The organism is Streptomyces sp. NPDC001020, from assembly GCF_053599115.1.
The window spans coordinates 99,304-124,631 of record NZ_JBSFLQ010000013.1; the positions used below are offsets into that span (position 1 = coordinate 99,304).

The window sequence follows — 25,328 nt, forward strand, 5'->3', positions numbered from 1 at the left end:
CGACCGGGCGCTCCTGAGTCGTCAGGCCGGCGGGCCCGCCACGATCCTGCCGTTCTTGACCTCTACGGACAGTTCGGTCAGCGGTACGGTGGCCGGCGACTGCACGACCCTGCCCGTGGTGGCGTCGAAACGGCTTCCGTGGCAGGGGCAGACGACTGTCGTGCCGGACAGCTTGTTCATGGGGCACCCGCCGTGGGTGCAGACCGAGCTGTACGCCTTCAGGGAACCGTCCGCGGTGCGGCTCACCACGACGTTCTCGTCCTGGTAGAGCTTCGCTCCCCCCTTGGGGACCTCTCCCTCGGCGCCCAGGGCGACCGGCGCGGTCGGCAGGGCGGGCGTCACGCTGCCGCCTGCCGAACAAGCCACCAGGCCGAGCCCGGCGACCGGGGCGAGTGCCGCCCCGCGAAGGACGGTACGACGGGTCGCGGAGGGGCGGGCGGACATGAGGTCTCCACTGGTCGGGGCCGGTGCTCGCCGGACTGGCGGGGCATTACCGACGATACCGGTCGCCGTTCTGCCGCCGGGGGCCGGGGCGGGGAGCCCTGGGCGTCGGCAGGGACGTAGAGTCGACCACCCTGCCGGTCGAGAATCACGGCCGGTACGCGGTGCGGCTGCCCCGACAACCCCTCCGAGAAGGGAAGCGTCTCGTGATCGTCGTCGCCGGTGAGGCCCTGATCGACCTGGTTCCGCAGGCCACGGGCGCGCTCGCGCCGCTGAGGCCGGCGCTGGGCGGTGGCCCGTACAACACCGCCGTCGCACTCGGCCGGCTCGGCTCCCCCACGGCCTTCTGCTCCCGCACCTCCTACGACGCCTTCGGGGAGGCACTGCTCGACGGGCTGCGCGCGGCCGGCGTGGACGTCTCGGCCGTGCAGCGGGGCACCGAACCGACCACACTGGCACTCGCCACGCTCGATGAGAACGGCTCGGCCGCGTACTCCTTCTACGTCGACGGCACCGCCGACCGACTGTTCACGGCACCGGCGGACCTACCTGACGGCACGAGCGCCGTGTCCTTCGGCACCTGCTCGCTCGTCCTCGAACCCGGTGCAACCGCGTACGAGGAGCTGATGCACGGCGCTGCCGCACAGGGGGTGTTCACGACGCTCGACCCCAACATCCGCGCGGGCCTGATCCCGGACCCCGACGCCTATCGGGCCCGCTTCAAGAGCTGGCTGCCATCGGTGTCCCTGCTCAAGCTCTCCGCGGAGGACGCGGAGTGGCTGGGTGGCACCCCGCGCGCATGGCTGGGCTCGGGCCCCGCCGCCGTCGTGATCACCCACGGCGGCGACGGGCTGACGGTCTTCACCCGCGACGGGTCGGAGCACTCCGTACCAGGGGTGCGGGTCGACGTCGTGGACACGATCGGCGCCGGGGACACGGTCAACGCGGCCCTGCTGCACGGACTGGCCGCCCGCGACGCCCTCTCCCCCGCGGGGGTGGCCGACCTGGACGCCGACGGCTGGACCGGTCTGCTGCGCTTCGCCGCCCGCGCCGCCGCGATCACCTGCTCCCGGGCCGGTGCCGAACCACCGTACGCGGCCGAGCTGACGGGCCCGTGAGGCCGCCCCTCAGCCGCCTACCGTCCGCGGTGCCACCGGTGTGGGACCGCCCGGCCGTCCGAGGGCCGCAGGACCTTGGCCTCGATCGAACGTACCAACGCTCCATCGGCTGATCGTGGCCTGTCGCTGACGACGTCGGCGTGGTCTCCGTTCCCGTTGCCCGGTTCCCGGACGGTGGAGGCATGACACAGGACACCTCCCCGGACACCACCGCTGCTCCCGCTCTCCCACTGTCACCCGGCGACTGGGTACTCGACCCGCTGTACTCGGCCGTCGGCTTCACCGTCCGCCACCTCGGGATCACCAAGGTACGGGGCCGCTTCGCCGACGTGAAGGCGGATTTGCACGTCGGCGAGACGGCCGCTGACGTGACGGTGAGCGCACAGATCGCTCTCGCCTCCATCGACACCGGGAACCCCGACCGCGACGCGCACACCCGCGGAGCCGAACTCCTCGATGTCGAGAAGCGTCCGACGATGACGTTCCGCTCGACTCGGGTCTGCGGTGAGGGCGCGAACTGGTCGATGGAAGGGGACGTGACCATCGGGGAGGCGACCCGTCCGGTGACGTTCGCCGTCGAGTTCGGCGGGCTGGTGGACTCCCCCGTGGACGGAAGGAGGCATGCCGGGTTCGAGGCGACGGGCGAGATCCGGCGCAGCGACTTCGGGCTGAACTTCGGGGCCGGGCTGCTCAGTGATGTGGTGAAGGTTCAGCTGGACATGCGGTTCGTCGAGCCGCGGGGACAGGGCGGCTGATCGCGTAACAAGCGGCGCCCTACGGGGAGTTCCCGTGGGGCGCCGCCTGGCTCGTGATGTGTCGGCCGGGCCTATTGAGCGTCAGGCCTTGCGCGCCCGCGTGGTCTTCTTCGCGGGCGCCGCCTTCTTCGTGGTGCCGGCTGCCTTCTTGGTCGCCGTGTTGTTGGCGGTCTTCACCGTGGCCGTCTTCCTTGCCGTCGAAGCGGCCGCGACCGACTTCCTGGCCGTCGCCTTGCGCGGGGACTGCACCGGGGCAGCGTCACTGATGCGCTCGGCGCCGAGGATCTCGCGCAGGAACTTGCCGGTGTGGCTGGTCGGGATCGCGGCCACCTCCTCGGGCGTGCCCTCGGCGACCACGAGGCCACCGCCCGCGCCGCCTTCGGGCCCCATGTCGACGATCCAGTCGGCGACCTTGATGACGTCGAGGTTGTGCTCGATGACGATGACCGTGTTGCCCTTTTCGACCAGACCGCCGAGCACCTTGAGCAGCTTGCTGATGTCCTCGAAGTGCAGGCCGGTGGTCGGCTCGTCCAGCACGTAGACCGTGCGTCCGGTGGAGCGCTTCTGCAGCTCGCTGGCGAGCTTCACGCGCTGGGCCTCGCCACCGGACAGGGTGGTCGCGGACTGGCCGAGGCGGACATAGCCGAGGCCGACGTCGTTCAGCGTCCTGAGGTGGCGGGCGATCGCCGGAACGGCCTCGAAGAAGTGCAGGGCCTCCTCGATCGGCATGTTCAGGACCTCTGCGATGGACTTGCCCTTGTAGTGGACCTCCAGGGTCTCCCGGTTGTAGCGGGCGCCGTGGCAGACCTCGCACGGGACGTACACGTCCGGGAGGAAGTTCATCTCGATCTTGATCGTGCCGTCGCCCGCGCAGTTCTCGCAGCGGCCGCCCTTGACGTTGAAGGAGAAGCGGCCGGGCAGGTAGCCCCGGACCTTCGCCTCGGCGGTCTCCGCGAACAGCCTGCGGACGTGGTCGAAGACACCGGTGTACGTCGCCGGGTTCGACCGCGGGGTGCGGCCGATGGGCGACTGGTCGACGTGCACCACCTTGTCGACGAGGTCGTCGCCGTCCACGCGTGTGTGCCGGCCGGGAACGTTCCTCGCGCCGTTCAGCTCGCGGGCCAGATGTGTGTACAGGATGTCGTTGACCAGCGTCGACTTGCCGGATCCGGAGACTCCCGTGACGGCCGTGAAAACACCCAGCGGGAAGGACACGTCGATGTCCTGGAGGTTGTTCTCGCGAGCGCCGTGCACCGTGAGCTGCCGGGACACATCCCTCGGGCGCCGGATGTCGGGCACCGGGATCGACTTCCTGCCCGACAGGTACTGGCCGGTCTGCGACTCGTCGTTGACGAGCAGTTCCTTCAGGGAACCGCTGTGCACGACCTTGCCACCGTGCTCACCCGCGCCGGGACCGATGTCGACGACCCAGTCGGCGACCTTGATGGTGTCCTCGTCGTGCTCGACGACGATGAGCGTGTTGCCCATGTCGCGCAGCCGGACCAGGGTCTCGATCAGCCGGTGGTTGTCACGCTGGTGCAAACCGATGGACGGCTCGTCGAGGACGTAGAGGACACCGACGAGTCCCGAGCCGATCTGGGTGGCCAGGCGGATGCGCTGGGCCTCGCCGCCGGAGAGCGTGCCGGCCGCGCGGTTCAGCGACAGGTAGTCCAGGCCGACGTCGACCAGGAACCGCAGCCGTTCGTTGACCTCCTTCAGGACCCGCTGGGCGATCTTCTTGTCGCGCGCGTCGAGCTTCAGCCCACGGAGGAAGTCCGCGCAGTCGCTGATCGACATCGCGGAGATCTCGGCGATCGATTTGTCCATGATCGTGACGGCGAGGACGACCGGCTTGAGGCGCGTGCCCGCACAAGTGGGGCAGGGCACCTCGCGCATATAGCCCTCGAAGCGCTCCCGGCTCGAGTCGCTCTCGGCTTCGCTGTGCCGCCGCTTCACGAAGGGGACGGCGCCTTCGAAGGGCGTCGTGTAGACGCGCTCGCGCCCGTACCGGTTGCGGTAGCGGACCTCGATCTGCGTCTTGTGGCCGTGGAGCAGGGCCTTCCTGGCGCGCTGCGGGAGGCCCGCGAAGGGGATGTCGGTGCGGAATCCCAGCGCGTCCGCGAGGGCGCCGACGAGACGGCCGAAGTAGTCCTTGGTGTGCCCGTGCGACCAGGGGTGGATGGCGCCCTCGTCGAGGGTCTTCTCCTCGTCCGGGACGATCAGCTCGGGGTCGACCTCCATGCGCGTACCGATGCCGGTGCAGTCGGGGCAGGCGCCGAAGGGCGAGTTGAAGGAGAAGGAGCGGGGCTCCAACTCCTCGAAGGACAGGTCGTCGTACGGGCAGTAAAGGTGTTCCGAGTACATGCGCTCGCGCTCGGGGTCGTCCTCGGCGAGGTCGACGAAGTCGAGCACGACCATGCCGCCGGACAGACCGAGCGCGGTCTCCACGGAGTCGGTGAGGCGGCGTTTGGCGGAGTCCTTCACCGTGAGGCGGTCGACGACCACCTCGATGGTGTGCTTCTCCTGCTTCTTCAGGGTGGGAGCGTGGGAGAGCTGGATCGTCTCGCCGTCCACACGCGCGCGGCTGTAGCCCTTGGTCTGGAGATCGGCGAAGAGGTCGACGAACTCTCCCTTGCGCTCGCGCACGAGCGGCGAGAGCACCTGGAAGCGGCTCCCCTCCGGCAGCTCCAGCACCTTGTCGACGATGGCCTGCGGCGACTGGCGCGAGATCGGGCGGTTGCACTCGGGGCAGTGCGGCTTGCCGATGCGCGCGAAGAGCAGACGCAGGTAGTCGTAGACCTCGGTGATCGTGCCGACCGTCGAGCGTGGGTTGCGCGAGGTCGACTTCTGGTCGATGGAGACAGCCGGTGAGAGGCCCTCGATGAAGTCGACGTCCGGCTTGTCCATCTGGCCGAGGAACTGGCGAGCGTACGAGGACAGTGACTCCACGTAACGCCGCTGACCCTCGGCGAAGATCGTGTCGAATGCCAGGGAGGACTTGCCCGACCCCGACAGGCCCGTGAAGACGATGAGCGAGTCACGTGGCAGATCGAGCGAGACATTCTTCAGGTTGTGCTCGCGCGCGCCACGGACGATGAGACGGTCGGCCACGCCGGTCCGCACCTTTCTTGAGAGAAGCGACAGGGGCGAGGCCCCCGCGTTTCTCAGACTAGGGGGAGCCACTGACAGCGCCGGTCGGATTCCTGGATTCACAACAATCCCCGGCCATCCAGCATGCCCGACGCCTGACCCGACCTTATAGCACGTGCATTCGATTTGCGGGTCCGCTCCGCATCCTTCACCCGAAGGAGTGGCGGGGGCTAGGGTCGCACCATGATTGATCATGCGCGCGACCTGGCATCTGTACGTGACGCGACCGAGCGGCTGCTCATCGCAGTCGCCAAAATGGACAACGCGGCATTGGCCGAACCGTCACGGCTTCCGGGCTGGACCCGCGGCCACATCCTCGCCCACCTCGCCCGCAACGCGGACGCGCTCGTGCACGTCCTCCAGGGCCGTCCCATGTACGTCTCCGCGCAGGCCCGGGACGCGGACATCGAGCGGGACGCCCCGCGCCCCCTGGACGCCCAGCTCACCGACCTGCGCGAGAGCGCGGCCCGGTTCCAGGCGGTGGGGGCCACGCCCGCGGACTGGTCGCGCACGGTGGAGCTGCGCAACGGAGTCACGGACTCGGCGGCCCGGGTGCCGTTCCGGCGGTGGGTCGAGGTCGAACTGCACCATGTGGATCTCGGGATCGGGTACGAGCTGGAGGATCTCCCGCAGGAATTCGTCGTACGGGAGATCGACTTCCTGGCGGAGCGGTTCGGCGGACACAAGGGCGTGCCCTCGACGGGACTGGCCACCACCGACGACGAGGTCTGGACGACCGGCGGTGGCGCCGAGGGCGGCCCGGTCGCCGTGCGCGGTACCGCTCCGGACCTGCTCGGCTGGCTCGCGGGCCGCCGCGACGGATCCACGCTGCGGGTCGGGAACGGACCGCTGCCGACGCTTCCCCCGCTGTAGCGCACCGGCTCTGCCCGGCCCCGCCCCCGGCTATAGGCTGCCGTCATGACGTACAGCGGAGCGGTGAAGGTCGGCGGCCCTGCCGATGTGCACGAGCTGCAGGACCTGATGATCACGAAGATCGCGGTCGGCCCGATGGACAACAACGCCTATCTGCTGCGCTGCCGGGCCACCGACGAGCAGGTGCTGATCGACGCGGCCAACGACGCGAGGACCCTGCTCGGCATGATCGGTGACGACGGCATCGCGTCCGTCGTCACCACCCATCGGCACGCCGACCACTGGCAAGCGCTCGCCGAGGTCGTGGCGGCCACGCGTGCGCGTACGTACGCGGGACGCGACGACGCCGAGGGCATCCCCGTACCGACCGACGTCCCGGTCGACGACGGCGACACGATCCGCGTGGGGCGCGTGGAACTCACTGCGCGCCATCTGGTGGGCCACACCCCGGGCTCGATCGCTCTCGTCTACGACGACCCGCACGGACACCCGCATGTGTTCACCGGGGACTGTCTCTTCCCGGGCGGTGTGGGCAACACACACAAGGATCCGAAGGCCTTCGCCAGCCTGATCCACGACATCGAGACGAAGATCTTCGGCGCGCTTCCGGACGAGACCTGGGTCTATCCCGGGCACGGCAACGACACCACGCTGGGCGCCGAGCGACCGCACCTGCCGGAGTGGCGCGCGCGGGGATGGTAACGACCTGGGGGGCAATAGGGAGCGCCGTCGCGCCCTCGCCACGCCGGGCTGAACGGCGAGTGCACGCCCCGCGTGCGCTCCCTGATGGCGTTTCGGTTCACCCGCCCCGGTCTCATGCCTCCGTCTGCGCCGCACCTGCCAGCGTCGCGACGCGCTCCACCCCGAACGCGTAACCCTGCACGCCGCACCCGGCGATGACCCCGTCAGCGCGCAGGGAGACGTACGAGTGGTGCCGGAACTGCTCGCGCTGGTGGATGTTGGAGATGTGGACCTCGACCACCGGCAGTCCGTCACAGGTGTTGAGCGCATCCAGGATCGCGACGGAGGTGTGCGAGTAGGCGGCCGGGTTGATCACGATCCCGGCATGGTTCAGCCGCGCCTCGTGGATCCACTCCACCAGCTCGCCCTCGTGGTTGGACTGCCGGAAGTCCACCGAGCCCCCGTAGGCGGCCGCCGTCTTCACGCACAGGGCCTCGACGTCCGCGAGCGTGCCGGAGCCGTAGATGTCTCGCTGACGCTGCCCGAGGAGGTTCAGGTTGGGGCCGTTGAGGATCATGATCGGGGCGTCGGCGAGGGTGCGGGGCACGGTTCCTCCGGTCGGTTCGGGTCTGCCGGCCCATGGCGGACCGCTGCACAGCCCCCGGTTTATCACGATGCGCCGCAGGGGTGACGGCCCGTACTCTCCGGCCATGACGCCACCGACCTACCCGCCCAAGCCTGCGCCCGGCGACCGAGTCGCCGTCGTCTCGCCGTCCTCCGGACTGCCCGGACTCCTGCCCCTCCCCTACGAGCTGGGCCTCGAGCGTCTGCGCACCGACTTCGGCCTCGAGGTGGTCGAGTATCCGACGACCCGGAAGATGGGGGCGACACCGCGGGAGCGGGCGGACGACCTGCACGCGGCGTTCGCCGACCCGACCGTCAAGGCCGTGATCGCCTCGATCGGCGGCGACGACCAGATCACCGTGCTGCCGCTGCTGGACCGGGAGTTGATACGCGCCAACCCGAAGCCGTTCTTCGGGTACAGCGACAACACCAATCTGCATGCCTTTCTGTGGAACACGGGCGTGGTGAGCTATCACGGCGGCAGCGTCATGTGCGAGTTCGGCCGCCCCGGTGCGATGGCCCCCCTCTCCGCCGAGTCGCTGCGAGCCGCCCTCTTCACCTCCGGGGAGTACGACTTGAGGCCGGCCGACCGCTGGTGCGACATGAGCCGGGACTGGCGGGACCCCACGACCTTCGACTCGGAACCGGAGACCCGGCCCGGCTCGGGCTGGACCTGGCTCAACGCGGACCGGGTGGTCGAAGGCCGCAGTTGGGGCGGCTGCCTGGAGATCATCGGCTGGCTGCTCATGGCCGACCGGGAGATAGCCCGCGATGCGACCGTCTACGACGGCGGAGTGCTCTTCCTGGAGACGTCGGAGGACATGCCGAGCGGCGAGGAGGTCTTCTACACCCTGCGGAACATGGGTGAGCGCGGGCTGCTCCAGCGCTTCCCGGCACTGCTCATGGGCCGTGCGAAGACCTGGTCGTTCCAGCAACCCAACAGTCCGGAAGCCGGTGCCCGTTACGCCGCTGAACAGCGTGAAGCCGTCCTGCGCGCCCTGAAGACCTACGCTCCCGACACCCTGGTCGTCTTCGATGTGGACCTCGGACACACCGATCCACAGGTCGTCATCCCCTACGGGGGCACCGTACGCGTGGACGGTCCCGCCCGGCGCATCACCGTGACCTACTGATCCGGGCGCACGCCCGCCCACCTGCTTCCCGGCACAGAGCCCCCACACGCCCCCGTAACACGCGATCACCGTGGGTAGTTGACGCGGCATGCACGATGTACGCACCGTAAGAACCCAGTCCATGCTCCGGCTCGCCGCCGCCTCGCTCGCCGGGACGGCCATCGAGTTCTACGACTTCTTCGTCTACGGGACCGCGGCCGCCCTGGTGCTGGGACCGCTGTTCTTCCCGACGTTCTCGCCGGCCGCAGGCACGCTGGCGGCGTTCGGGACCTTCGGGATCGGCTTCGTGGCGCGCCCGCTCGGCTCGGTGCTGTTCGGGCATATCGGGGACCGGCGGGGGCGTCGGCCGGTCCTCGTCGCCTCCTTGCTGCTGACCGGAACAGCGACGGTGGCGGTCGGCTGCCTGCCGACGTACGACACGATCGGTATCGCCGCCCCCGTGCTCCTTCTCGCGCTGCGTTTTCTACAGGGGCTCGGGCTCGGCGGCGAGTGGGGCGGTGCGGTGTTGCTGACCGCGGAGCACGCGCCGCCCGGGCGACGTGTGCTGTGGTCGAGCTTTCCACAGGTCGGCCCGTCAGTGGGCTTCATGCTGGCCAACGGCACGGTGTTGGCGCTGTCGGCGACACTGTCGGAGGCGCAGTTCGCCTCCTGGGGGTGGCGCATTCCGTTCTGGGGGGCGGGCGTGCTCGCTGCGGCGGGTCTGTGGCTGCGTGGTTCGCTCACGGAGAGCCCGAGCTTCCTTGAGATCGACGACCACGCGCGCATGCCGCTCGCCGAGGTCGTACGCGGCCACTGGCGGCTCGTCCTGCTGACGGCAGGCGCGCTCGCGGTCGGGTACGCGGTCTTCTACACCGTGACGACCTGGTCCCTGGCCTATGCGACGGAGCGGCTCGGCGTGAGCCGCTCCGTCATGCTGATGTGTGTCATGGGCACCGTCGTGGTGCAAGGAGCAGCGACCCCGCTGCTGGCGCTCCTGGGCGACCGCTATGGCCGACGGCCCCTGTGCCTGACGGGCTGTGCCGGTGTCGCCCTGTGGATGTTCCCGATGGTCGCGCTGCTCGCGACAGGCGAACCGCTACTGATGTTCCTGGGCTTCCTCGGGGCGATGCTCGCCTTCATCACGATGTTCGCCGTGATCGCCGCGTATCTGCCGGAGCTGTACGAGCCTCGGGTGCGCTGCACGGGCGCGGCCGTGGGCTACAACCTCGGCGGAGTGGTCGGCGGCGCCCTCACGCCGATCGTGGCCACCACCCTGGCTCAGCACGGCGGCCGGGTGCCCTGGGGTGTCGGCGCCTATCTGACAGCCTTGGCCCTGCTCAGTCTGGGGTGCTTCGCGCTACTGCCGGAGACCCGCCCCGCTCCGGTCACGCTGCCGGAAGCCGCGCCGTCTACGGGTTGACGGCCAACTCCAGGAACGCCCCGAACAGCACCATGTGGACGCCCCCCTGGAGCGGGGTGGCGCGCCCGGGCACCACCGTCAGGGAGCTCACCACGATGGTCAGGGCGAGCAGCACCATATGGAGGGGGCCGAGGCCCAGCACGAGCGGTCCGGAGAGCCACAGGGACGCCAGGGCGACGGCGGGGATGGTCAGACCGATGCTGGCCATCGCGGAGCCGAGGGCGAGATTGAGGCTCGTCTGGACCCGGTCACGGCGCGCCGCCCGCACCGCGGCGATCGTCTCGGGCAGCAGCACCAGCAGGGCGATGATCACACCGACGACGGCCGGTGGCATGCCGGCCGCCGACACGCCGGCTTCGATGGTGGGCGATACACCCTTGGCGAGTCCGACAACGCCGACGAGCGCCAGGCCGAGCAGGACCAGGCTGATGGCCGCGGTCCGTGTGGACGGCGCATCGGCGTGGTCATCCGTGCGGATCACCTCACCCTGCCGGGTGATCGGGAGGAAATAGTCACGATGGCGCACGGTCTGAGTCGTCACGAAGAGGCCGTACAGCACCAGTGAGGAGATGGCGGCGAAGGTGAGCTGCGCCGGGGAGAACTGCGGGCCGGGCTTGCTTGTGGTGAAGGTCGGCAGCACCAGGCTGAGAGAGGCCAGCGTCGCGACGGTGGCGAGGGCGGCACCGGTGCCCTCGGGGTTGAAGACCGCGGTCTTGTGACGCAGGGAGGCGACGAGGAGGCTGAAGCCGACCACGCCGTTGAGGGTGATCATCACGGCCGCGAAGACGGTGTCACGGGCCAGGGTCGCGCTCTTGTCGCCGCCGTCCAGCATGAGGGTGACGATGAGTGCGACCTCGATGATCGTGACGGCGACGGCGAGAACAAGCGAGCCGAAGGGCTCACCGACCCGGTGCGCGACCACTTCGGCGTGGTGGACCGCCGCCAGCACAGCCCCGGCAAGGACCAGCGTCACCACACCGACGGCCGCGCCCGGCAGTTGCCGCCCCCATGTGGAGATCAGCAGGACGACCGCGATCACCGGCACGACTGCCGTCCACCGCGAAGCGAGTGACCGGAGCCCAACGATCATGTTGCGATCCTGACAGACAGACACACGGACCGCATTCCAGACCGGTTCGTCATGGTTGTTCCAGTGATGACTGTTCCTCCGTACTGCATGGTCATACGTCGGGTACGTGCATGCCGGACTCGGGCGGTGAGCACAGCACCAACTGGCCGCTGATGAGGCCGGGTACCGACGGGGGCGCGCCGCAGCGGGCGGGGAGTGAGCACTCCCCGCACTCACGTCCATGTGGCAGAGAATACCCGAATCACCAAGGAATGGTAAAGAGTTTGGTAAAGAGGAGGCCAACTACCCTGCTCAGAGAGGCTTTACTCGCTCTTGGGCAAGCCCTCGCCCAGGTCAGTGGTTCCAGGAGCGCCGAGCCTCGGCGACCTGGGTGAGCACCTGCTGGAGGACCTGGCTGCCCCGCGGAATGTGCGGCGGCTCGTACGTCCAGGCATGGCCGACCCAGGGGTCCGCGAGGTGGTCGTCGGGCACGGGGGTGAGGCGCAGCAGTGAGCGCCAGAGCGGGTCGAGCAGCGGCCCGTAGGCAGCGGCGTCCTCTCGGTCGGCGACCATCATCAGATGGACGCCGACGGCCGGGCCCTCGTCCGCGAGGTAACGCAGCTGGGTCACGGCCCGGTCGTCGAAGCCGTGCGGGAAGTCGTTGACGAGCAGCAGCTGTTCCGCCGTGTCGAGACCGGGCGGCAGGGAGTCGGGCGCGCCTGCGCGCACCGCCATCTGCACGAGATCGACGCGCTGGGTGAGCCGGGTCAGCACGTCGGCCACCCCCGCGGCCCCGACCGCGGGCGCGGCGGCGAGCAGACCGGACTGCACCAGGGGTGCGAGCAGCGGCGCGCCGGAGCCGGCCGGGTCGATGACGTGCACCGAGAACTCGCCGGGCGGGTAGGCGGCGAGCAGCCGCGCCGCATGCATCACCGCCGCGGCCATGGCCAGACGGCGCAGTTCGTCGGAGTCGGCGAGCGAGTCGGAGGCTGCGGAGCGACCGCTGTCGATCCACAACCCTCGCTCCAGCGGCAGCCTGACCAGCATGGGAATGCGCAGGCTCTCGCTCTCGGGCAGGTGCAGATCGCCGAGGCGCACGGCCATGGGGATCTCCATCGGCACCCGGTAGCCGTGCCAGACCGGGTTGTCCCAGCGCGCGAGGGCCGGGGGCAGTGCGGGCTCGACGACTTCGGACTCGGCGATCAGCTGGGTGAGGTCTCGGTCGAGCGCGGCCCTGGCCTGGTTGACGAGCTGGGCGTGCTTGGTCTCAGCCGCCTCACGGGCGGCTTCGCCCTGCCCGCCGACACGGCTACGCGGGTCGGACAGGGCCTTGTCCAGTTCCTGCTCCCTGCGCGAGTCGGCGAAGTCCACAGCGCTGCGGTATGCCGCGGCTGTGCGCGCCAGATCCTCGAACATGCCCCACACCTGGTTGTAGAGCCGCTCCTCCATGGACCAGCCGGTCGCGTCGCCCGCGACCGGCTGCACGGGCTCTCCGGGCGGGGCCGGCGCCACGGTCGGCGGAGGTGGTGGCGCCGCCGCGCTCTGCCGACCAGGGTGGTTGTAGTTGATCGGGCCACGGGAGGCCGGTGACGTGCCGGGGTCTGGCGCGGCGGCGTCGTGCGGGAGTCCCTGCTGCGGTGCGACGGGCGCCCCCTGACGCGGCGGTACGCCGGAGGCGCCCTGGGGTGCCCCGGGGGCGGCCGTCTGCCGCGTACGGTCGGACTCGGGCACGCGCGGCGGGGGCGGGGCAACCGAGCGGGCCAGTCCCTGGACCACCGCTTCGTTGATACTGCCCGCGAGTTGCCGGGCCTCGGGCAGACCCTGGTCGGTGAGGAGCGCGGCGAGTCCGCCCGCGTAACCCTGGCCGACCGCGCGCACCTTCCAGGCGCCCTGCCTGCGGTAAAGCTCCAACGCGATGACGGCGGACTCCGAGTCCAGGCCGGTGATGGTGTAGCTGGCGACCTCGGAGCCGTCCAGGCCGGTGACCGCGACGACGGGGGCGGCGATGGCGCGGAACTGCACCGGACCACCGATCCCGATCGGCAGGGCGAGCAGCACGTTGACCCGGTGCACACTCTCCGGGAGGGCGTCCAGGTCGAACGCGAGGCGATGATCGGCCGCCGCCTGCTTGGAGACCTCGAGGCCCGGCAGCGTGGGCGTACCCGGGTGGGCCACCCATTCGATGCCGCGCACCTTGCCCTGGTCGTCGCTGAGCGTGGCCCCGGCCACGATCGGCTTCCCCGCTGACACCCGGACCTCGAGTCGGGTCTGGGGAAGCGGATGGTTCTGCCCCCGGACCAGCTCGGCCGTCATCGCCTCGTCCCCCTATGTCGGTTGGTGTATCCGGTGTCCGCCCTCCTACAGGTGGGGCAGGATCGTCGGCATCAGGTCCTGGAAGGTGCGGCCGTTGGCCGGGGTGCCGAGGGCGGTCATCGCCCACCCCTTGCCCGCACGGTGCACCTTGGCCATGATCTGAGCCGTGTACGGGCCGCCGCCCGCCAGCGTGTAGCGGGCCAGCTCCTGGCCGTTGGTCTCGTCGACGAGGCGACAGAACGCGTTCTGCACTTCTTGGAAGGTCTGGCCTGTGAACGAGTTCACGGTGAAGACGATCTGGTCGATATGGACCGGGACGCGCTGCAGGTCGACGAGGATCGCCTCGTCGTCGCCGCCCTGGCCCACACCGCCGACGAGGTTGTCCCCGGTGTGGCGCACGGAGCCGTCGTCGCTGACCAGGTGGCGGAAGAAGACCACGTCCACGGGCTGCTTGTCCGCGAACAGCACGGCGGACGCGTCGAGGTCGATCTCTCGGGTGCGCGAGCCGAACAGCCCGCGCCGGGGAGCGGCCTGCCAACCGAGCCCCATGCGCACCGCGGTCAGCGTGCCTCCGTCGCTCTTCTGCAGACTGATGGCCTGACCTTTGGTCAAGTTGACGGTCACGCGCTGTTCCCCTCTCGTGCTGTCCCCTGTTTCCGCGGACTCCGCGGGTACCGAAACCCTACGCAGCGGCACCGAAAGAGCCGAACTCCGGCCCGCACTTTGTGTCGGTCTTGCAACACATGGCGCGCACGGCCGGGGACCGGCCCGGGCGGCGAGGGCGTCAGGCGAGGCCGGCCTCCCTCATCTGGCGCAGTTCCTTCTTCATCTCGGAGACCTCGTCGCGCAGCCGTGCCGCGATCTCGAACTGCAGGTCTGCGGCGGCGGCGCGCATGCGCTCCGTCAGCTCCTCGATCTGCTCGGCGAGTTCGGCCGCGGGACGGTCGGTCGGGACCGTCTCCTTGGCCTTCGCGGCCTTCGTCGCCTTTGCACCCTTGCCCGCCTTGCCGCCGAGCGAGGGCACGGCGGTCTTGGCGCCCTTGCCGTCCTTCGCCTTACGGTAGCCCGTGCCGAGGAGCTGCTCCGTGTCGACGTCTTCGCGGGCGATCTGCGCCACGATGTCGTTGATCTTCTTGCGGAGCGGCTGCGGGTCGATGCCGTTCGCAGTGTTGTACGCGATCTGCTTCTCGCGGCGACGGTTGGTCTCGTCGATGGCCTTCTCCATCGCCGGGGTGATCTTGTCGGCGTACATGTGCACCTGGCCGGAGACGTTGCGCGCGGCCCGGCCGATGGTCTGGATGAGCGAGGTGCCCGAGCGCAGGAAGCCTTCCTTGTCGGCGTCGAGGATCGCCACGAGGGAGACCTCGGGAAGGTCGAGACCCTCCCGGAGGAGGTTGATGCCCACCAGGACGTCGAACTCACCGGAGCGCAGCTCACGCAGCAACTCCACACGACGCAGGGTGTCCACATCGCTGTGCAGATAGCGCACCTGGATGCCCAGTTCCAGGAAGTAGTCGGTGAGGTCCTCGGCCATCTTCTTGGTGAGGGTGGTGACCAGAACGCGCTCGTCCTTCTCGGTGCGCTTGCGGATCTCGTGCACCAGATCGTCGATCTGGCCCTCGGTGGGCTTGACCACGACCTCGGGGTCGACGAGGCCGGTGGGGCGGATGATCTGCTCGACCTGACCGTCCGAGCGCGAGAGCTCGTACTGCCCGGGGGTCGCCGACAGGTACACCGTCTGGTCGATGCGCTCCTGGAACTCCTCCCACTTCAGGGGGCGGTTGTCCAGGGCGGACGGCAGCCGGAAGCCGTGCTCCACGAGCGTGCGCTTCCGGGAGGCGTCGCCCTCGTACATCGCGCCGATCTGAGGCACGGTGACGTGCGACTCGTCGATGACGAGCAGGAAGTCGTCCGGGAAGTAGTCCAGCAGCGTGTTCGGCGGGGAGCCGGGCAGGCGGTCGTCGAAGTGCATCGAGTAGTTCTCCACGCCCGAGCAGGTGCCGATCTGGCGGAGCATCTCGATGTCGTAGGTCGTGCGCATCCTGAGGCGCTGCTCTTCCAGGAGCTTGCCCTGCTTCCTCAGCTCGGCCAGGCGCACGTCCAGCTCCTGTTCGATTCCCCTGACGGCCCGCTCCATGCGCTCGGGTCCCGCGATGTAGTGGGAGGCCGGGAAGACGTACAGCTGCTGGTCGTCGCTGATGACCTCGCCGGTGAGCGGGTGGAGGGTGGACAGGGCCTCGATCTCGTCGCCGAACATCTCGATGCGGACGGCCAGCTCTTCGTAGACCGGGAAGATCTCGATGGTGTCGCCGCGCACCCGGAAGGTGCCGCGCGCGAACGCCACGTCGTTGCGCGTGTACTGGATGTCGACGAAGCGGCGCAGCAACTCGTCGCGGTCGATCTCGTCGCCGACATTGAGGCTGACCATGCGGTCCACGTACTCCTGTGGAGTTCCGAGGCCGTAGATGCAGGAGACCGAGGCGACCACGACGACATCGCGGCGGGTGAGCAGCGAGTTGGTCGCGGAGTGGCGCAGACGCTCCACCTCCTCGTTGATCGAGGAGTCCTTCTCGATGTACGTGTCCGACTGCGGGACGTACGCCTCGGGCTGGTAGTAGTCGTAGTACGAGACGAAGTACTCGACCGCGTTGTTCGGCAACAGCTCGCGGAACTCGTTGGCCAGCTGGGCGGCCAAGGTCTTGTTCGGTGCCATCACCAGGGTGGGGCGCTGGAGCTTCTCGATCATCCACGCGGTGGTGGCGGACTTGCCGGTGCCGGTCGCGCCGAGCAGGACCACGTCCTTCTCACCTGCGCGGATGCGCTTTTCCAGCTCGGCGATGGCCGTGGGCTGGTCGCCACTCGGCTGGTAGGGGCTGACGACCTCGAAGGGCGCCACCGTGCGTTCGATCTGTGAAACGGGCCGCATGCAATCCACCGTACGGCCCCCCACTGACAACGGGGACAGATCACCGGTTCTGGGGAGTGCGGGAGCCTCTGTGGCCGACGCGCTGGCCGGAGCGCGACAGCGAGCGTCGTCCGGTGTGGAGGGCCTCGGGATGGGCCGGAACACCGGGCTTGCGCTCCACGGGGGTCCAGTCGGGCTTGCCCATGACCATCAGCGGGTCGAAGACCACGACGACGCCCGCCAGGCAGAGGAAGACGAGCGGGCCGATCATCAGCGGGGCGAGCAGAGCGGCGGGCGAGTCACCGCCCGGAGCCCCGGCAGCGGCGTGCAGATGGACGCTGAGGGCGGCCATGCCCGTGTAGTGCATACCGCTGACGGCGAGGCCCATGATGAGGCTCGCGCCGACGCTCCACAGGAATCCGCGTATCTGTCCGGCCGCCCAGAGGGCGGCGGTGGCAGCGACGACCGCTATGCCGACGGAGACGGCGACGGTGGTGGTGTTGTACTTGAGCACGCCGTTCAGGCGCATCCCGGCCATGCCCAGGTAGTGCATCGAGGCGATGCCCAGTCCGGTGATGGTGCCGCCGGTGAAGAGCGCCACTCCGGTCGCCCCCCGGTAGCCGACGATGAAAACGCCGACGCCGACCATGACGATGGCGACGCCGAGGCTGGCGAACATGATCATTTTGTCGTAGTGGATGGGGGTCTGCTCGACAGTGAACCCCATCATGGCGACGAAGTGCATGGTCCATATGCCCGAACCGATCGCGGCCGACCCGAGCGTGAGCCAGCCGGCCCGCCAGGAGTGGGTGACCAGCATCGATCTGGTGGTGCAGCGTAGACCGAGCGCGCTGCCGACGCAGGCCATGAGAAACGCCACCACCGGTGTGACGAGTCCGTAACTGAAGCCGTCGACCGTGCCCTGCATGCGCGGCGCCCTTCCCACCCTGATGCGTCCCTGAACCGGAAATGGCCCCCACCCCCAGGGCCATGACGACGGTCAGGGTTTGTGGCAGAGAGTATGACCCTCACCGGAACGGTCGAATGATTTTCCGGTAAAGAATCACGGCACTACCTCACTTGTGCGCTGCCTGTGCACAGTTTTTGGTGACTCCGGTGAATTCCGTGTCGCCGCTCGCCCTCGTCATCTGACTCTTTGCTGTCACGCTGATGCTGTACGTCACCACCTGACGCAAGGAGTACGTATGCACGTGCGCGTTGCCGCCGTCGCGGCCATCGCGATCTTCGCGCTCAGCGTCGCCACACTGCCCACGCCCCGCGCCGGTGCCAGCGGTGGCGACGGCCCGGTCATCATCGCCCACCGCGGCGCCTCCGCATACGCGCCCGAGAACACCTTGGCCGCCGTCGACCGTGCTGCCGCCATGGGTTTCGGCTGGGTCGAGAACGACGTGCAGCGCGCCAAGGACGGCCAGCTCGTCGTCATCCACGACGACACGCTGGACCGCACGACCGACGCCAAACGTCTGTTCCCACACCGGGCTCCCTGGAGGGTGAAGGACTTCACCGCCAAGGAGATGTCTCGCCTGGACGCCGGCAGCTGGTTCGGCGCCCGGTATTCGGGCACGCGCCTACCGACGCTACGGCAGTACATGCAGCGGGTGTCGCACAACCACCAGAAGCTGGTCCTGGAGATCAAGAGCCCCGAGCTGTACCCGGGCATCGAACGCGAGGCCCTCGAGCTGCTGGCCAACGAGGGCTGGCTCGATTCGGAACACCTCAGGAACCGGCTGATCGTCCAGAGCTTCAGCGCGGCCAGCGTGCGGACGGTCCACAAGCTGCAGCCGGGGATCAGGACCGCGTTCCTGGGCACGCCACGGGTGGCCGAGCTGCCGGCGTACGCCCGGTTCGCCGACCAGATCAACTCGACGTACACAAAGCTCTCCGCCGACTACGTCTCCGCGCTCCACGCGGTCGACGGACCGCACGGCAAGCCGCTGAAGGTCTTCGCCTGGACCGTCAACAGCGCGAGCGACGCTCGCCGGGTGGCCGGCTTGCACGCCGACGGCATCCTCACGAACGCCCCTGACGTGGTCCGCAGAGCCGTCAGCTCACCCTGAACCTGCGCGCGTGCCCTGGCGTGCGGGGCCCTTCCCTGCCGACGCACCGCGGCGTTGTCGGTATGGCGCCGTACGGTGGGCGCATGGACAGTCATGGGCAGTATGAGCAGCAGGTGGTGTGGACCATCGCCGTCACGGACATCGGTCCACTGCTGCTGGCCGCCACGCGCGACGGCTTGGTGAACGTGGTGTTCCACGCGACGGACGCCGTGCGTGACAGGGCGCTCGAACGACTGGCGTCCCGGCTCGGCGCGGAGACCGTGGAGGACCCAGGCTCCCCGCTCCTGGCCGAGGCGATACGCCAGGTGATGGCGTACTTCGCGGGTGAGCGCCGCGACTTCGACCTGCCTCTTGACTGGTCCCTGATCACCGGGTTCAACCGCCAGGTGCTGCGCGAACTGGCGTCCGGCGTGCGGTACGGCACGGTGGTGGGGTACGGCGACCTGGCAGGCCGGGTCGGGCAGCCGGGTGCGGCCCAGGCCGTGGGCGTGGCGATGGGCTCGAACCCGTTGCCGGTGGTGGTGCCGTGCCACCGCGTGGTCGAGAGCGGCGGCGGCATCGGCGGATTCGGGGGCGGGCTGGAGACCAAGCGGAAACTGCTCGCGTTGGAAGGGGTGCTGCCGGAGCCTCTGTTCTGAGCCGGCGGGCCACGGCGGCTTCAGAGGCTGATGTGGTACGCCTTGCGGAGTGTCTCGTGGACCGTCCAGGTCGTACGGTCGCCCTCGCGCAGGATCGCCGCGTCACCCGGGCCGACCTCGATGACGTCACCGCCCTCGACCTCGATGGTGGCGCGACCGCTGACGACCACGAAGAGTTCGTTCGCCTCGGTGTCGGTGACGACACCCGGCGTGATCTGCCAGATGCCTCGCAGTTGCTTGCCGTCGGCGGACTCCCACAGCACCTTGCCGGTCACGACCGGGTCCCCGGAGACGATCTGGGCCGGGTCGAGCGGCTCCGGCTCCAGTTCGGCGTCAGGGATGTGCACGGCGAAGGACGGGATGGTCTGCGTGTGTGTCGTCATGGCCGGTCACCCTAGCCGCAGGTCCTCGCCGCTCTCCGCCCGGGTACGGCGCTCCGTGGGGCACTACGCGTAGTGACGTGCCTCGACGATGTTCCCGTCCGGGTCACGGAAGTAGAAGCTGCGCCGGGCCGGGCCGCGGGCGCCGAAAGAGTCGTACGAGAAGTTCGAGACGGGGACGGCCTGGTTCTCCAGACGTGCCCTCAGCGCCTCGAATTCATCCCCGTTCAGGGACAGACACACATGATTGACCGGATGTCCGGAGCTCTCGGCCGCGTCGGGGAACATCTTCATCTTCTCCGCGAAAGAGAGCGGGGCGAGGTCGAGGATGGACTCCTCGTTGACCCGGACGGAGGGGAACGACGCCTTGCCCGCGGCGAATTCGTCGACCCTGAGGGGCTCGAGGCCGACCGCCTCCTCGTAGAAGCCTGCGGCAGCGACCGGGTCCCGTACCCACAGGACGACATGGTCGAGAACGGGACGTGGTGCTGAGTTTGTCATGTCCCCAGGCTGATGTCCTCTCTCTGGACTCGCAAGAGTTTGACTGCACGCACAGCCCGCCAGAGATGACGGAAGACAGAAAAGCCAGAGGTGGGGGGAACCGGAAGGCAGGAGGCAGGCGCGTGCTGGTGGTGTCCGAGGAGGTGCGGGAGGCGCTTGCCGCGCGCCGTCCGGTGGTGGCTCTGGAGTCGACGATCATCGCGCACGGGCTGCCCCGGCCGCGCAATCTCCAGGTCGCGCTGGAACTGGAGCACGTCGTACGACGGGAGGGCGCCGTACCGGCCACGATCGCCGTGCTGGACGGGCGGGCCCATGTCGGCCTGGAAAAGGAGCAGCTCGAGCGGACCGCGAACGAGGAGGGGATCCGCAAGCTGGGGCATCGCGATCTGCCGCTCGCGGTCGCGGCGGGAGTGAGCGGGGCGACGACCGTGTCCGCGACGGCGCTGCTGGCCTCCCTCGCAGGCGTACGTGTGTTCGCGACGGGTGGGCTCGGCGGTGTCCACCGGGAATGGACGGTGACCCAGGACGAGTCAGCCGACCTGCGCCTGCTGGCACGAACCAGGGTCACGGTGGTGTGCGCGGGCGTGAAATCGGTCCTGGACGTGCCGGCAACGCTGCAACGCCTGGAGACGCTGGGCGTGGCGGTGGCCGGATACCGCACGCCGCGCTTCCCGGGCTTCTACCTCGCCGACTCCGGGTATCCGGTCGACTGGACAGTGGAGTCGCCGGCGCAGGTGGCGGAGGTCATGCGTGCGCAGGACACGCTGGGCGGCCCGGAGTCGGCGCTCATCGTCGCCCATCCGGTATCGAAGGACGAACAACTCGATCCCGAACTTCACGCGCGTGTACTCGCCGACGCCCTTCACGCGTGCGAGGTGGAGGGCGTCACCGGGCAGGCGGTCACGCCGTTCCTGCTGGACTATCTGGTCCGGCACACCGGCGGTGCTTCGCTCAGGGCAAATGTGGCGGCGGTACGCGGCAACGTACGGCTGGCGGCGCGGATCGCTGCTGCCTGGGCGGAGTCGTGAACGGGGCGCTGCCGGTCGTCGGACCGTCGTCACGGATGTCGTCGCCCGGTGCCTCGGACCGATGGCATCCGTTCGGTGCGGCAGGCGAGGTTCCCCTGCTCGAAGGCCTTGGGGAGTGCAGCGCGCCGCTCCTTTACGGGCGAACGTCGCCTGCCGTGGCACTAGTCCTTGCGCCCCCACGCCGAGATCATCGGCGCGGTCGCCAAGTCCATTGATCCGGAGGCGACATGGGACAAATGCCGGTCGATCTCCTCGTCCGTGGCAAGGCCCGCGGCGAGGAGCCGGCCCCGAATCTGGCGGATCGTGGCTGCTTCGAGAGCCGAACAGGCCGGCGAGGCGATGGGGAAGTACGCGTCGGCCTCCACGCGGTGCAGGCCCGCCTCGCGGAGGAGACGCGGGAGTCTGCGGCCGTACGAGAGGTCGGCGCCACGTTCGGCGAGGAGCGTGCGGAAGCCGTTGCGCAGACGGTTGGCAAGCCGCTGCTCGGGGCCGTGCTCGTCCGGGCAGCCGAGCGGCTGGAGCGCCGGGTCGGCGTCCTCGACCAGCAGCCGTCCGCCGGGCCGCAGCGCCTTGATCATCGATCGCAGCGCCCGGTCCCGGTCCCGTACGTGGACGAGGACGAGCCGGGCGTGTACGAGGTCGAAGTCCTCCCCCGGCGGTTCCTCCGCTCCCACGTCATGGGTGCGGATCTCGACCGGCGGGCGTGCGGCGGTCACGGCCCACGAGGTGTCGATGTCGGTTGCGAGGACCTTGCCGGTCGGTCCGACCTTCTCGGCGAGCCAGGAGATGACGGAGGTGCCGCCGGCGCCGACCTCCCAGCAACGCAAGCCGGGTCCGATCCCGAGGTCCTCGATGTGGCGGAACGTCGTGGCGTCGAAGAGCTCGGACAGCGCGTCGAAGCGTCGGCCCGCCTCGGTCTGCCGGTTGTCGAGGAGGTACTCGTCGGATCGCGTCATGCGGAAATCATCCAGGATCACCTGCTGACCCATGTGAGAGGACGTTTCCACGGCTCGCGCCCGGGCAGGGTGTCCGCTCCGGAGTCGTAGCGCACTGAAGGCGCCTACGGCGGCCGCACCACCCGTGCAGCAAAGCGGAATGTTCCGTTTCCACAGGCTTTTCCGGTGGTCGAGACAGGCTGGCAGACTGGTTCGCGACGGCGCAGAATACGGCGCGAGGAGATCCACACGAGGAGATCCAGATGTCCATGGCAGGGAATCTGCGAAAGGTCGCGGGCCTCGGCAAGGCCGGCGGCCTTCGCAAGGTGGCAAGGCTGGCGCGACGTCGTACACGCGTCGACCTGAGCCACCCCGCCCGGTCACCGCTGGGCTCCGCGGTGGTCAACTGTGTGACATACCAGGACGGCGTGCGCCTCCCCGACGGCGGCAAACTGGTCGAGGCCGTCGAACGGGTCCGCAAGAGCGATGACGGCTTCGTCTGGATCGGACTGCACGAGCCGACGGAGCAGGAGTTCGCGGGCATCGCCGAACTCTTCAACCTGCACCCTCTGGCGGTCGAGGACGCGGTGAAGGCCCATCAGCGCCCGAAGCTGGAGCGTTACGGGGACACGCTGTTCGCGGTCTTCAAGACCGTCTGCTACGTCGAGCACAAGGAACTGACCGCGACGAGTGAACTGGTGAACACCGGCGAACTCATGGTGTTCATCGGTCCCAACTTCGTCGTCACGGTGCGGCACGGCCGGCACGGGTCGCTCGGCCCGCTGCGCGAGGAACTGGAGACCGACCCGCGGCAGCTCTCCAAGGGACCCGCCGCGGTGCTGCACGCGATAGCGGACTATGTGGTGGACGAGTATCTGAACGTCACGGACGCGGTGCAGGAGGACATCGACCAGGTCGAGACGGACGTGTTCGCGGAGAACGGCGCGCGACTGGATCCGGGTCGCATCTACCAGCTCAAGCGTGAACTTCTGGAGCTGAAGCGAGCAGTGGCACCGCTGGACCGCCCCGTCCAGGAACTGGCCACCCGGCCGATCCGGGGAATCGCCCCGGAGATACAGGCGTACTTCCGGGATGTCTCCGATCATCTGCAGCGGGCCACCGAGCAGATAGCCGCCTTCGACGAGCTGCTCAACTCGATCCTGCAGGCGCATCTCGCGCAGGTGAGCGTCGCGCAGAACGAGGACATGCGAAGGATCACGGCCTGGGCCGCGCTGATCGCGGTGCCGACCATGGTCACCGGTATGTACGGCATGAACTTCGATCACATGCCGGAGCTGCGCTGGAGGTTCGGCTACCCGCTGGTCCTTGTCGTGATAGCCGTCATCTGTCTCGCCCTGTACCGGGGATTCAAACGCAACGGCTGGCTGTGACCTCGACGCGCCCCTCGCCCGGGTGCGTGCGGCGTTCTCGGCCCGCGGTGTCCGTCGGCTAGCAGCCGGACAGGCGCACATCCAGCCGGGCAAGGAGCGGTCGGCAAGCGGACCGGGTCAGCGCGTCGTGCTCCTCGAGTAGACGCTTTCGACCCACGTGGCCAGCTGATCCCCCGTCAGGTGCTCGGCCAGGTCGGCTTCGCTGATCATGCCGACGAGGCGCTTGTTCTCGATGACCGGAAGCCTGCGAATCTGGTGCCCTTCCATCTCGTCGAGCACTTCGTCGATGTCGGCGCCCGAGTCGATCCAGCGCGGTGTGCCCTTGGCCATCTCGCCCGCGGTGACACGCGAGGGGTCGTGACCCATGGCCACACAGCCCACCACGATGTCGCGGTCGGTGAGGATGCCGCAGAGCCGTTCGTTCTCGTCGCTGATGGGCAGCGCTCCGACGTTGAGTTCGCGCATCAGCTGGGCGGCGCGGTCCAGGGTCTCGTGAGCGGGGATCCACTGGGCACCGCGGTGCATGATTTCTCCGGCGGTGGTCATGTAGTACCTCCTGGGGCCGGAAGGCCGGCGCGGCACGGGACGCACCGCATGTCCCGGCGCCCTTCATTCTCGCCGCGTCACAAGGGGAACGCACCCGGAACGCTCCGGCCACAGCGGTACGTCGGTGGCTACACGAGCGCGGGGCGCCGGAGCGCGCCCACGGTGTCCACGCTCAGGCCGAGAAGCCCACGATCTTCCGCGGGACGACGCGGATGATCACGCGGACCTCGTCGTCCTTCTCGCCCGGAGGGTCGATGCCGAGGTATTTGTGCGACAGCTCGCGGGGAAGGCGTTTGTCGTCGTCGGCGAGGATCTCGGCGGTGCCACGGATCTCGACCGAGGTGTAGGGGTCGGTGAGGTCGAAGACGGAGAGGCTGATGCGGGGGTCGCGGCGCAGGTTGCGCACCTTCTGACGGCCGTCGGTCGAGGAGAAGAGGACAGTGTCGCCTTCGCGCTTGATCCAGACGACCGAGTTCTGGGGTGCGCCGTCGGGGCCGAGAGTGGCGACGCTGGCGAAGTTCTTGGCGTCGAGCAGGGCGCGGACGGAGTCGCCGAAGGAGACCGAGGAGTCGGAGGCGGATGTCATGGGGCCATGCTATTTAAATGCACGTACATGTAAAGCGGTTGACGAGTTCGCACGATCAGCCGTTCCAGGCGGGGTGGCGCGGGTCGTCCGCGCGGATCAGGACATCGGCGACGGCGCCCGGGTCCACCTCCGCCTCGTAGCGCTCGAAGGCGGGAAGGCTCCAGTGCTCGGACTCGGGGGTGCGACGGCGCAGGGCGCCGGGCGAGAGGAGTACATGAACGCTCAGGTCGAAGGGGAACCAGTGCCGCAGCAGGAGGGGGCCATGGAGCAACAGCAGGCCCCCAGGCGGGAGTTGGACGTAGGAACTGCGGGTGGCGCGGTCGGCGGACGGGTCCCACAGGTCGGGCAGAACGCGGCCGTCGCCGCCGGGCTCGAGCGGGCCGAAGACCTCACGCCACAGGGCGCCGGTGTCGATCCATCCGTCGTAATAGGCGTCCGGGTCACGGCGACCGTGCTCGAAGCGCAAGGACGCCGACCGCAGGAAATCTTCGGCGCCGACGACCAAAGAGGACCGGCCGCGTATCCGCAGCGCGTCGGACACGCGCCGGGCGAGGTCGCCGGGGCGCGCGGCCGGAGCCCCGTCGAAAGCGATGCGCGGCCAGGGGCTGCCGTCGTCGGTCTTCAGGTCGAGCAGCCGGTCGGCGAGGAGATCGCCGAGCCGTTCCCAGGTGATCGCTTCGAGTCGCACACGGCCCATGATGCCGCGCCGCGACGGTGGACCGGCGGTGCGGCCTTGAGGTTGTGTGCGACACAAAGGACGGATGCGCGCCGGAGTGGGCGTGCG

Annotated in this window: 24 protein-coding genes; 10 read left to right on the forward strand and 14 right to left on the reverse strand. The window is 69.1% G+C overall.

Going from position 1 to position 25,328, the window contains the following annotated elements:
* Nucleotides 1–21: 21 nt before the first annotated feature.
* Nucleotides 22–444 (reverse strand): Rieske (2Fe-2S) protein, encoded by a 423-nt coding sequence (locus tag ACWDEX_RS15175; protein WP_450463789.1) that lies wholly within the window; start codon nucleotides 442–444, stop codon nucleotides 22–24.
* A gap of 203 nt (nucleotides 445–647) precedes the next feature.
* Here ACWDEX_RS15175 and ACWDEX_RS15180 point away from each other — a divergent pair, with 203 nt between their 5' ends.
* Both ACWDEX_RS15180 and ACWDEX_RS15185 read left to right on the forward strand, forming a co-directional pair.
* Nucleotides 648–1,559 carry a carbohydrate kinase family protein gene (locus tag ACWDEX_RS15180; protein ID WP_450463790.1) on the forward strand — a complete coding sequence of 304 codons (912 nt, stop codon included), beginning with the start codon at nucleotides 648–650 and terminating at the stop codon, nucleotides 1,557–1,559.
* A 182-nt stretch (nucleotides 1,560–1,741) separates the two neighbouring features.
* Nucleotides 1,742–2,314: a YceI family protein gene (locus ACWDEX_RS15185; protein WP_450463791.1), complete on the forward strand. Its 573-nt coding sequence runs from the start codon at nucleotides 1,742–1,744 to the stop codon at nucleotides 2,312–2,314.
* A gap of 81 nt (nucleotides 2,315–2,395) precedes the next feature.
* Here ACWDEX_RS15185 and uvrA read toward each other — a convergent pair whose 3' ends face one another.
* Complete coding sequence (gene uvrA / locus ACWDEX_RS15190) at nucleotides 2,396–5,425, reverse strand: excinuclease ABC subunit UvrA (RefSeq protein WP_450463792.1); 3,030 nt, start codon at nucleotides 5,423–5,425, stop codon at nucleotides 2,396–2,398.
* Nucleotides 5,426–5,647: 222 nt separating this feature from the next.
* On the opposite strand from uvrA, the gene ACWDEX_RS15195 reads away from it, so the two are divergent.
* Nucleotides 5,648–6,337 (forward strand): maleylpyruvate isomerase family mycothiol-dependent enzyme, encoded by a 690-nt coding sequence (locus ACWDEX_RS15195; protein WP_450463793.1) that lies wholly within the window; start codon nucleotides 5,648–5,650, stop codon nucleotides 6,335–6,337.
* A gap of 45 nt (nucleotides 6,338–6,382) precedes the next feature.
* The gene (locus tag ACWDEX_RS15200; protein ID WP_450463794.1) at nucleotides 6,383–7,039 is read left to right on the forward strand and encodes an MBL fold metallo-hydrolase; all 657 of its coding nucleotides are present in this window, start codon (nucleotides 6,383–6,385) and stop codon (nucleotides 7,037–7,039) included.
* A 112-nt stretch (nucleotides 7,040–7,151) separates the two neighbouring features.
* On the opposite strand, the gene aroQ is transcribed toward ACWDEX_RS15200, so the two are convergent.
* Nucleotides 7,152–7,625 (reverse strand): type II 3-dehydroquinate dehydratase, encoded by a 474-nt coding sequence (gene aroQ / locus ACWDEX_RS15205; protein WP_450463795.1) that lies wholly within the window; start codon nucleotides 7,623–7,625, stop codon nucleotides 7,152–7,154.
* A 103-nt stretch (nucleotides 7,626–7,728) separates the two neighbouring features.
* Here aroQ and ACWDEX_RS15210 point away from each other — a divergent pair, with 103 nt between their 5' ends.
* Together ACWDEX_RS15210 and ACWDEX_RS15215 are read left to right on the forward strand one after the other, a co-directional pair.
* On the forward strand, nucleotides 7,729–8,775 hold the full coding sequence (locus tag ACWDEX_RS15210; RefSeq protein WP_450463796.1) for a S66 family peptidase: 1,047 nt from the start codon (nucleotides 7,729–7,731) through the stop codon (nucleotides 8,773–8,775).
* Between the two features lie 121 nt (nucleotides 8,776–8,896).
* A complete protein-coding gene (locus ACWDEX_RS15215; protein ID WP_450463797.1) occupies nucleotides 8,897–10,174 on the forward strand; it encodes an MFS transporter in 1,278 nt (425 codons plus the stop codon).
* Here the strand turns inward: ACWDEX_RS15215 and ACWDEX_RS15220 are convergent.
* The 5 genes from ACWDEX_RS15220 to ACWDEX_RS15240 form a co-directional block, all read right to left on the reverse strand.
* Nucleotides 10,164–11,264: a calcium:proton antiporter gene (locus ACWDEX_RS15220; RefSeq protein ID WP_450463799.1), complete on the reverse strand. Its 1,101-nt coding sequence runs from the start codon at nucleotides 11,262–11,264 to the stop codon at nucleotides 10,164–10,166. The genes ACWDEX_RS15215 and ACWDEX_RS15220 overlap by 11 nt on opposite strands.
* A gap of 333 nt (nucleotides 11,265–11,597) precedes the next feature.
* Complete coding sequence (locus ACWDEX_RS15225; protein WP_450463800.1) at nucleotides 11,598–13,556, reverse strand: TerD family protein; 1,959 nt, start codon at nucleotides 13,554–13,556, stop codon at nucleotides 11,598–11,600.
* A gap of 45 nt (nucleotides 13,557–13,601) precedes the next feature.
* Entirely contained in the window at nucleotides 13,602–14,180 is a 579-nt protein-coding gene (locus ACWDEX_RS15230; RefSeq protein WP_450463801.1) for a TerD family protein, read from the reverse strand.
* A gap of 160 nt (nucleotides 14,181–14,340) precedes the next feature.
* Nucleotides 14,341–16,482: an excinuclease ABC subunit UvrB gene (gene uvrB, locus ACWDEX_RS15235; protein WP_450463802.1), complete on the reverse strand. Its 2,142-nt coding sequence runs from the start codon at nucleotides 16,480–16,482 to the stop codon at nucleotides 14,341–14,343.
* A gap of 40 nt (nucleotides 16,483–16,522) precedes the next feature.
* On the reverse strand, nucleotides 16,523–17,389 hold the full coding sequence (locus ACWDEX_RS15240) for an MHYT domain-containing protein (protein WP_450463803.1): 867 nt from the start codon (nucleotides 17,387–17,389) through the stop codon (nucleotides 16,523–16,525).
* Nucleotides 17,390–17,666: 277 nt separating this feature from the next.
* Here ACWDEX_RS15240 and ACWDEX_RS15245 point away from each other — a divergent pair, with 277 nt between their 5' ends.
* Both ACWDEX_RS15245 and ACWDEX_RS15250 read left to right on the forward strand, forming a co-directional pair.
* Nucleotides 17,667–18,539, forward strand: coding sequence for a glycerophosphodiester phosphodiesterase (locus ACWDEX_RS15245; protein ID WP_450463804.1), 873 nt, complete (start codon nucleotides 17,667–17,669; stop codon nucleotides 18,537–18,539).
* A gap of 83 nt (nucleotides 18,540–18,622) precedes the next feature.
* A complete protein-coding gene (locus ACWDEX_RS15250) occupies nucleotides 18,623–19,177 on the forward strand; it encodes a methylated-DNA--[protein]-cysteine S-methyltransferase (RefSeq protein WP_450463805.1) in 555 nt (184 codons plus the stop codon).
* A gap of 20 nt (nucleotides 19,178–19,197) precedes the next feature.
* Here the strand turns inward: ACWDEX_RS15250 and ACWDEX_RS15255 are convergent, their stop codons facing one another.
* Nucleotides 19,198–19,560: a cupin domain-containing protein gene (locus tag ACWDEX_RS15255; RefSeq protein ID WP_450463806.1), complete on the reverse strand. Its 363-nt coding sequence runs from the start codon at nucleotides 19,558–19,560 to the stop codon at nucleotides 19,198–19,200.
* 63 nt (nucleotides 19,561–19,623) lie between these two features.
* On the reverse strand, nucleotides 19,624–20,058 hold the full coding sequence (locus tag ACWDEX_RS15260) for a VOC family protein (RefSeq protein WP_450463807.1): 435 nt from the start codon (nucleotides 20,056–20,058) through the stop codon (nucleotides 19,624–19,626).
* Between the two features lie 122 nt (nucleotides 20,059–20,180).
* Here ACWDEX_RS15260 and ACWDEX_RS15265 point away from each other — a divergent pair, with 122 nt between their 5' ends.
* Nucleotides 20,181–21,086, forward strand: coding sequence for a pseudouridine-5'-phosphate glycosidase (locus ACWDEX_RS15265; RefSeq protein WP_450463808.1), 906 nt, complete (start codon nucleotides 20,181–20,183; stop codon nucleotides 21,084–21,086).
* A 161-nt stretch (nucleotides 21,087–21,247) separates the two neighbouring features.
* On the opposite strand, the gene ACWDEX_RS15270 is transcribed toward ACWDEX_RS15265, so the two are convergent.
* Entirely contained in the window at nucleotides 21,248–22,042 is a 795-nt protein-coding gene (locus ACWDEX_RS15270) for a methyltransferase (RefSeq protein WP_450463809.1), read from the reverse strand.
* A 242-nt stretch (nucleotides 22,043–22,284) separates the two neighbouring features.
* Here ACWDEX_RS15270 and corA point away from each other — a divergent pair, with 242 nt between their 5' ends.
* Entirely contained in the window at nucleotides 22,285–23,412 is a 1,128-nt protein-coding gene (corA, locus tag ACWDEX_RS15275; RefSeq protein ID WP_450463810.1) for a magnesium/cobalt transporter CorA, read from the forward strand.
* Between the two features lie 117 nt (nucleotides 23,413–23,529).
* On the opposite strand, the gene ACWDEX_RS15280 is transcribed toward corA, so the two are convergent.
* The 3 genes from ACWDEX_RS15280 to ACWDEX_RS15290 form a co-directional block, all read right to left on the reverse strand.
* Nucleotides 23,530–23,958 (reverse strand): CBS domain-containing protein, encoded by a 429-nt coding sequence (locus tag ACWDEX_RS15280; protein WP_450463811.1) that lies wholly within the window; start codon nucleotides 23,956–23,958, stop codon nucleotides 23,530–23,532.
* A gap of 172 nt (nucleotides 23,959–24,130) precedes the next feature.
* Nucleotides 24,131–24,544 carry a PPOX class F420-dependent oxidoreductase gene (locus ACWDEX_RS15285; RefSeq protein WP_450463812.1) on the reverse strand — a complete coding sequence of 138 codons (414 nt, stop codon included), beginning with the start codon at nucleotides 24,542–24,544 and terminating at the stop codon, nucleotides 24,131–24,133.
* A 55-nt stretch (nucleotides 24,545–24,599) separates the two neighbouring features.
* Complete coding sequence (locus ACWDEX_RS15290) at nucleotides 24,600–25,241, reverse strand: uridine kinase (protein WP_450463813.1); 642 nt, start codon at nucleotides 25,239–25,241, stop codon at nucleotides 24,600–24,602.
* Between the last annotated feature and the right edge of the window lie 87 nt (nucleotides 25,242–25,328).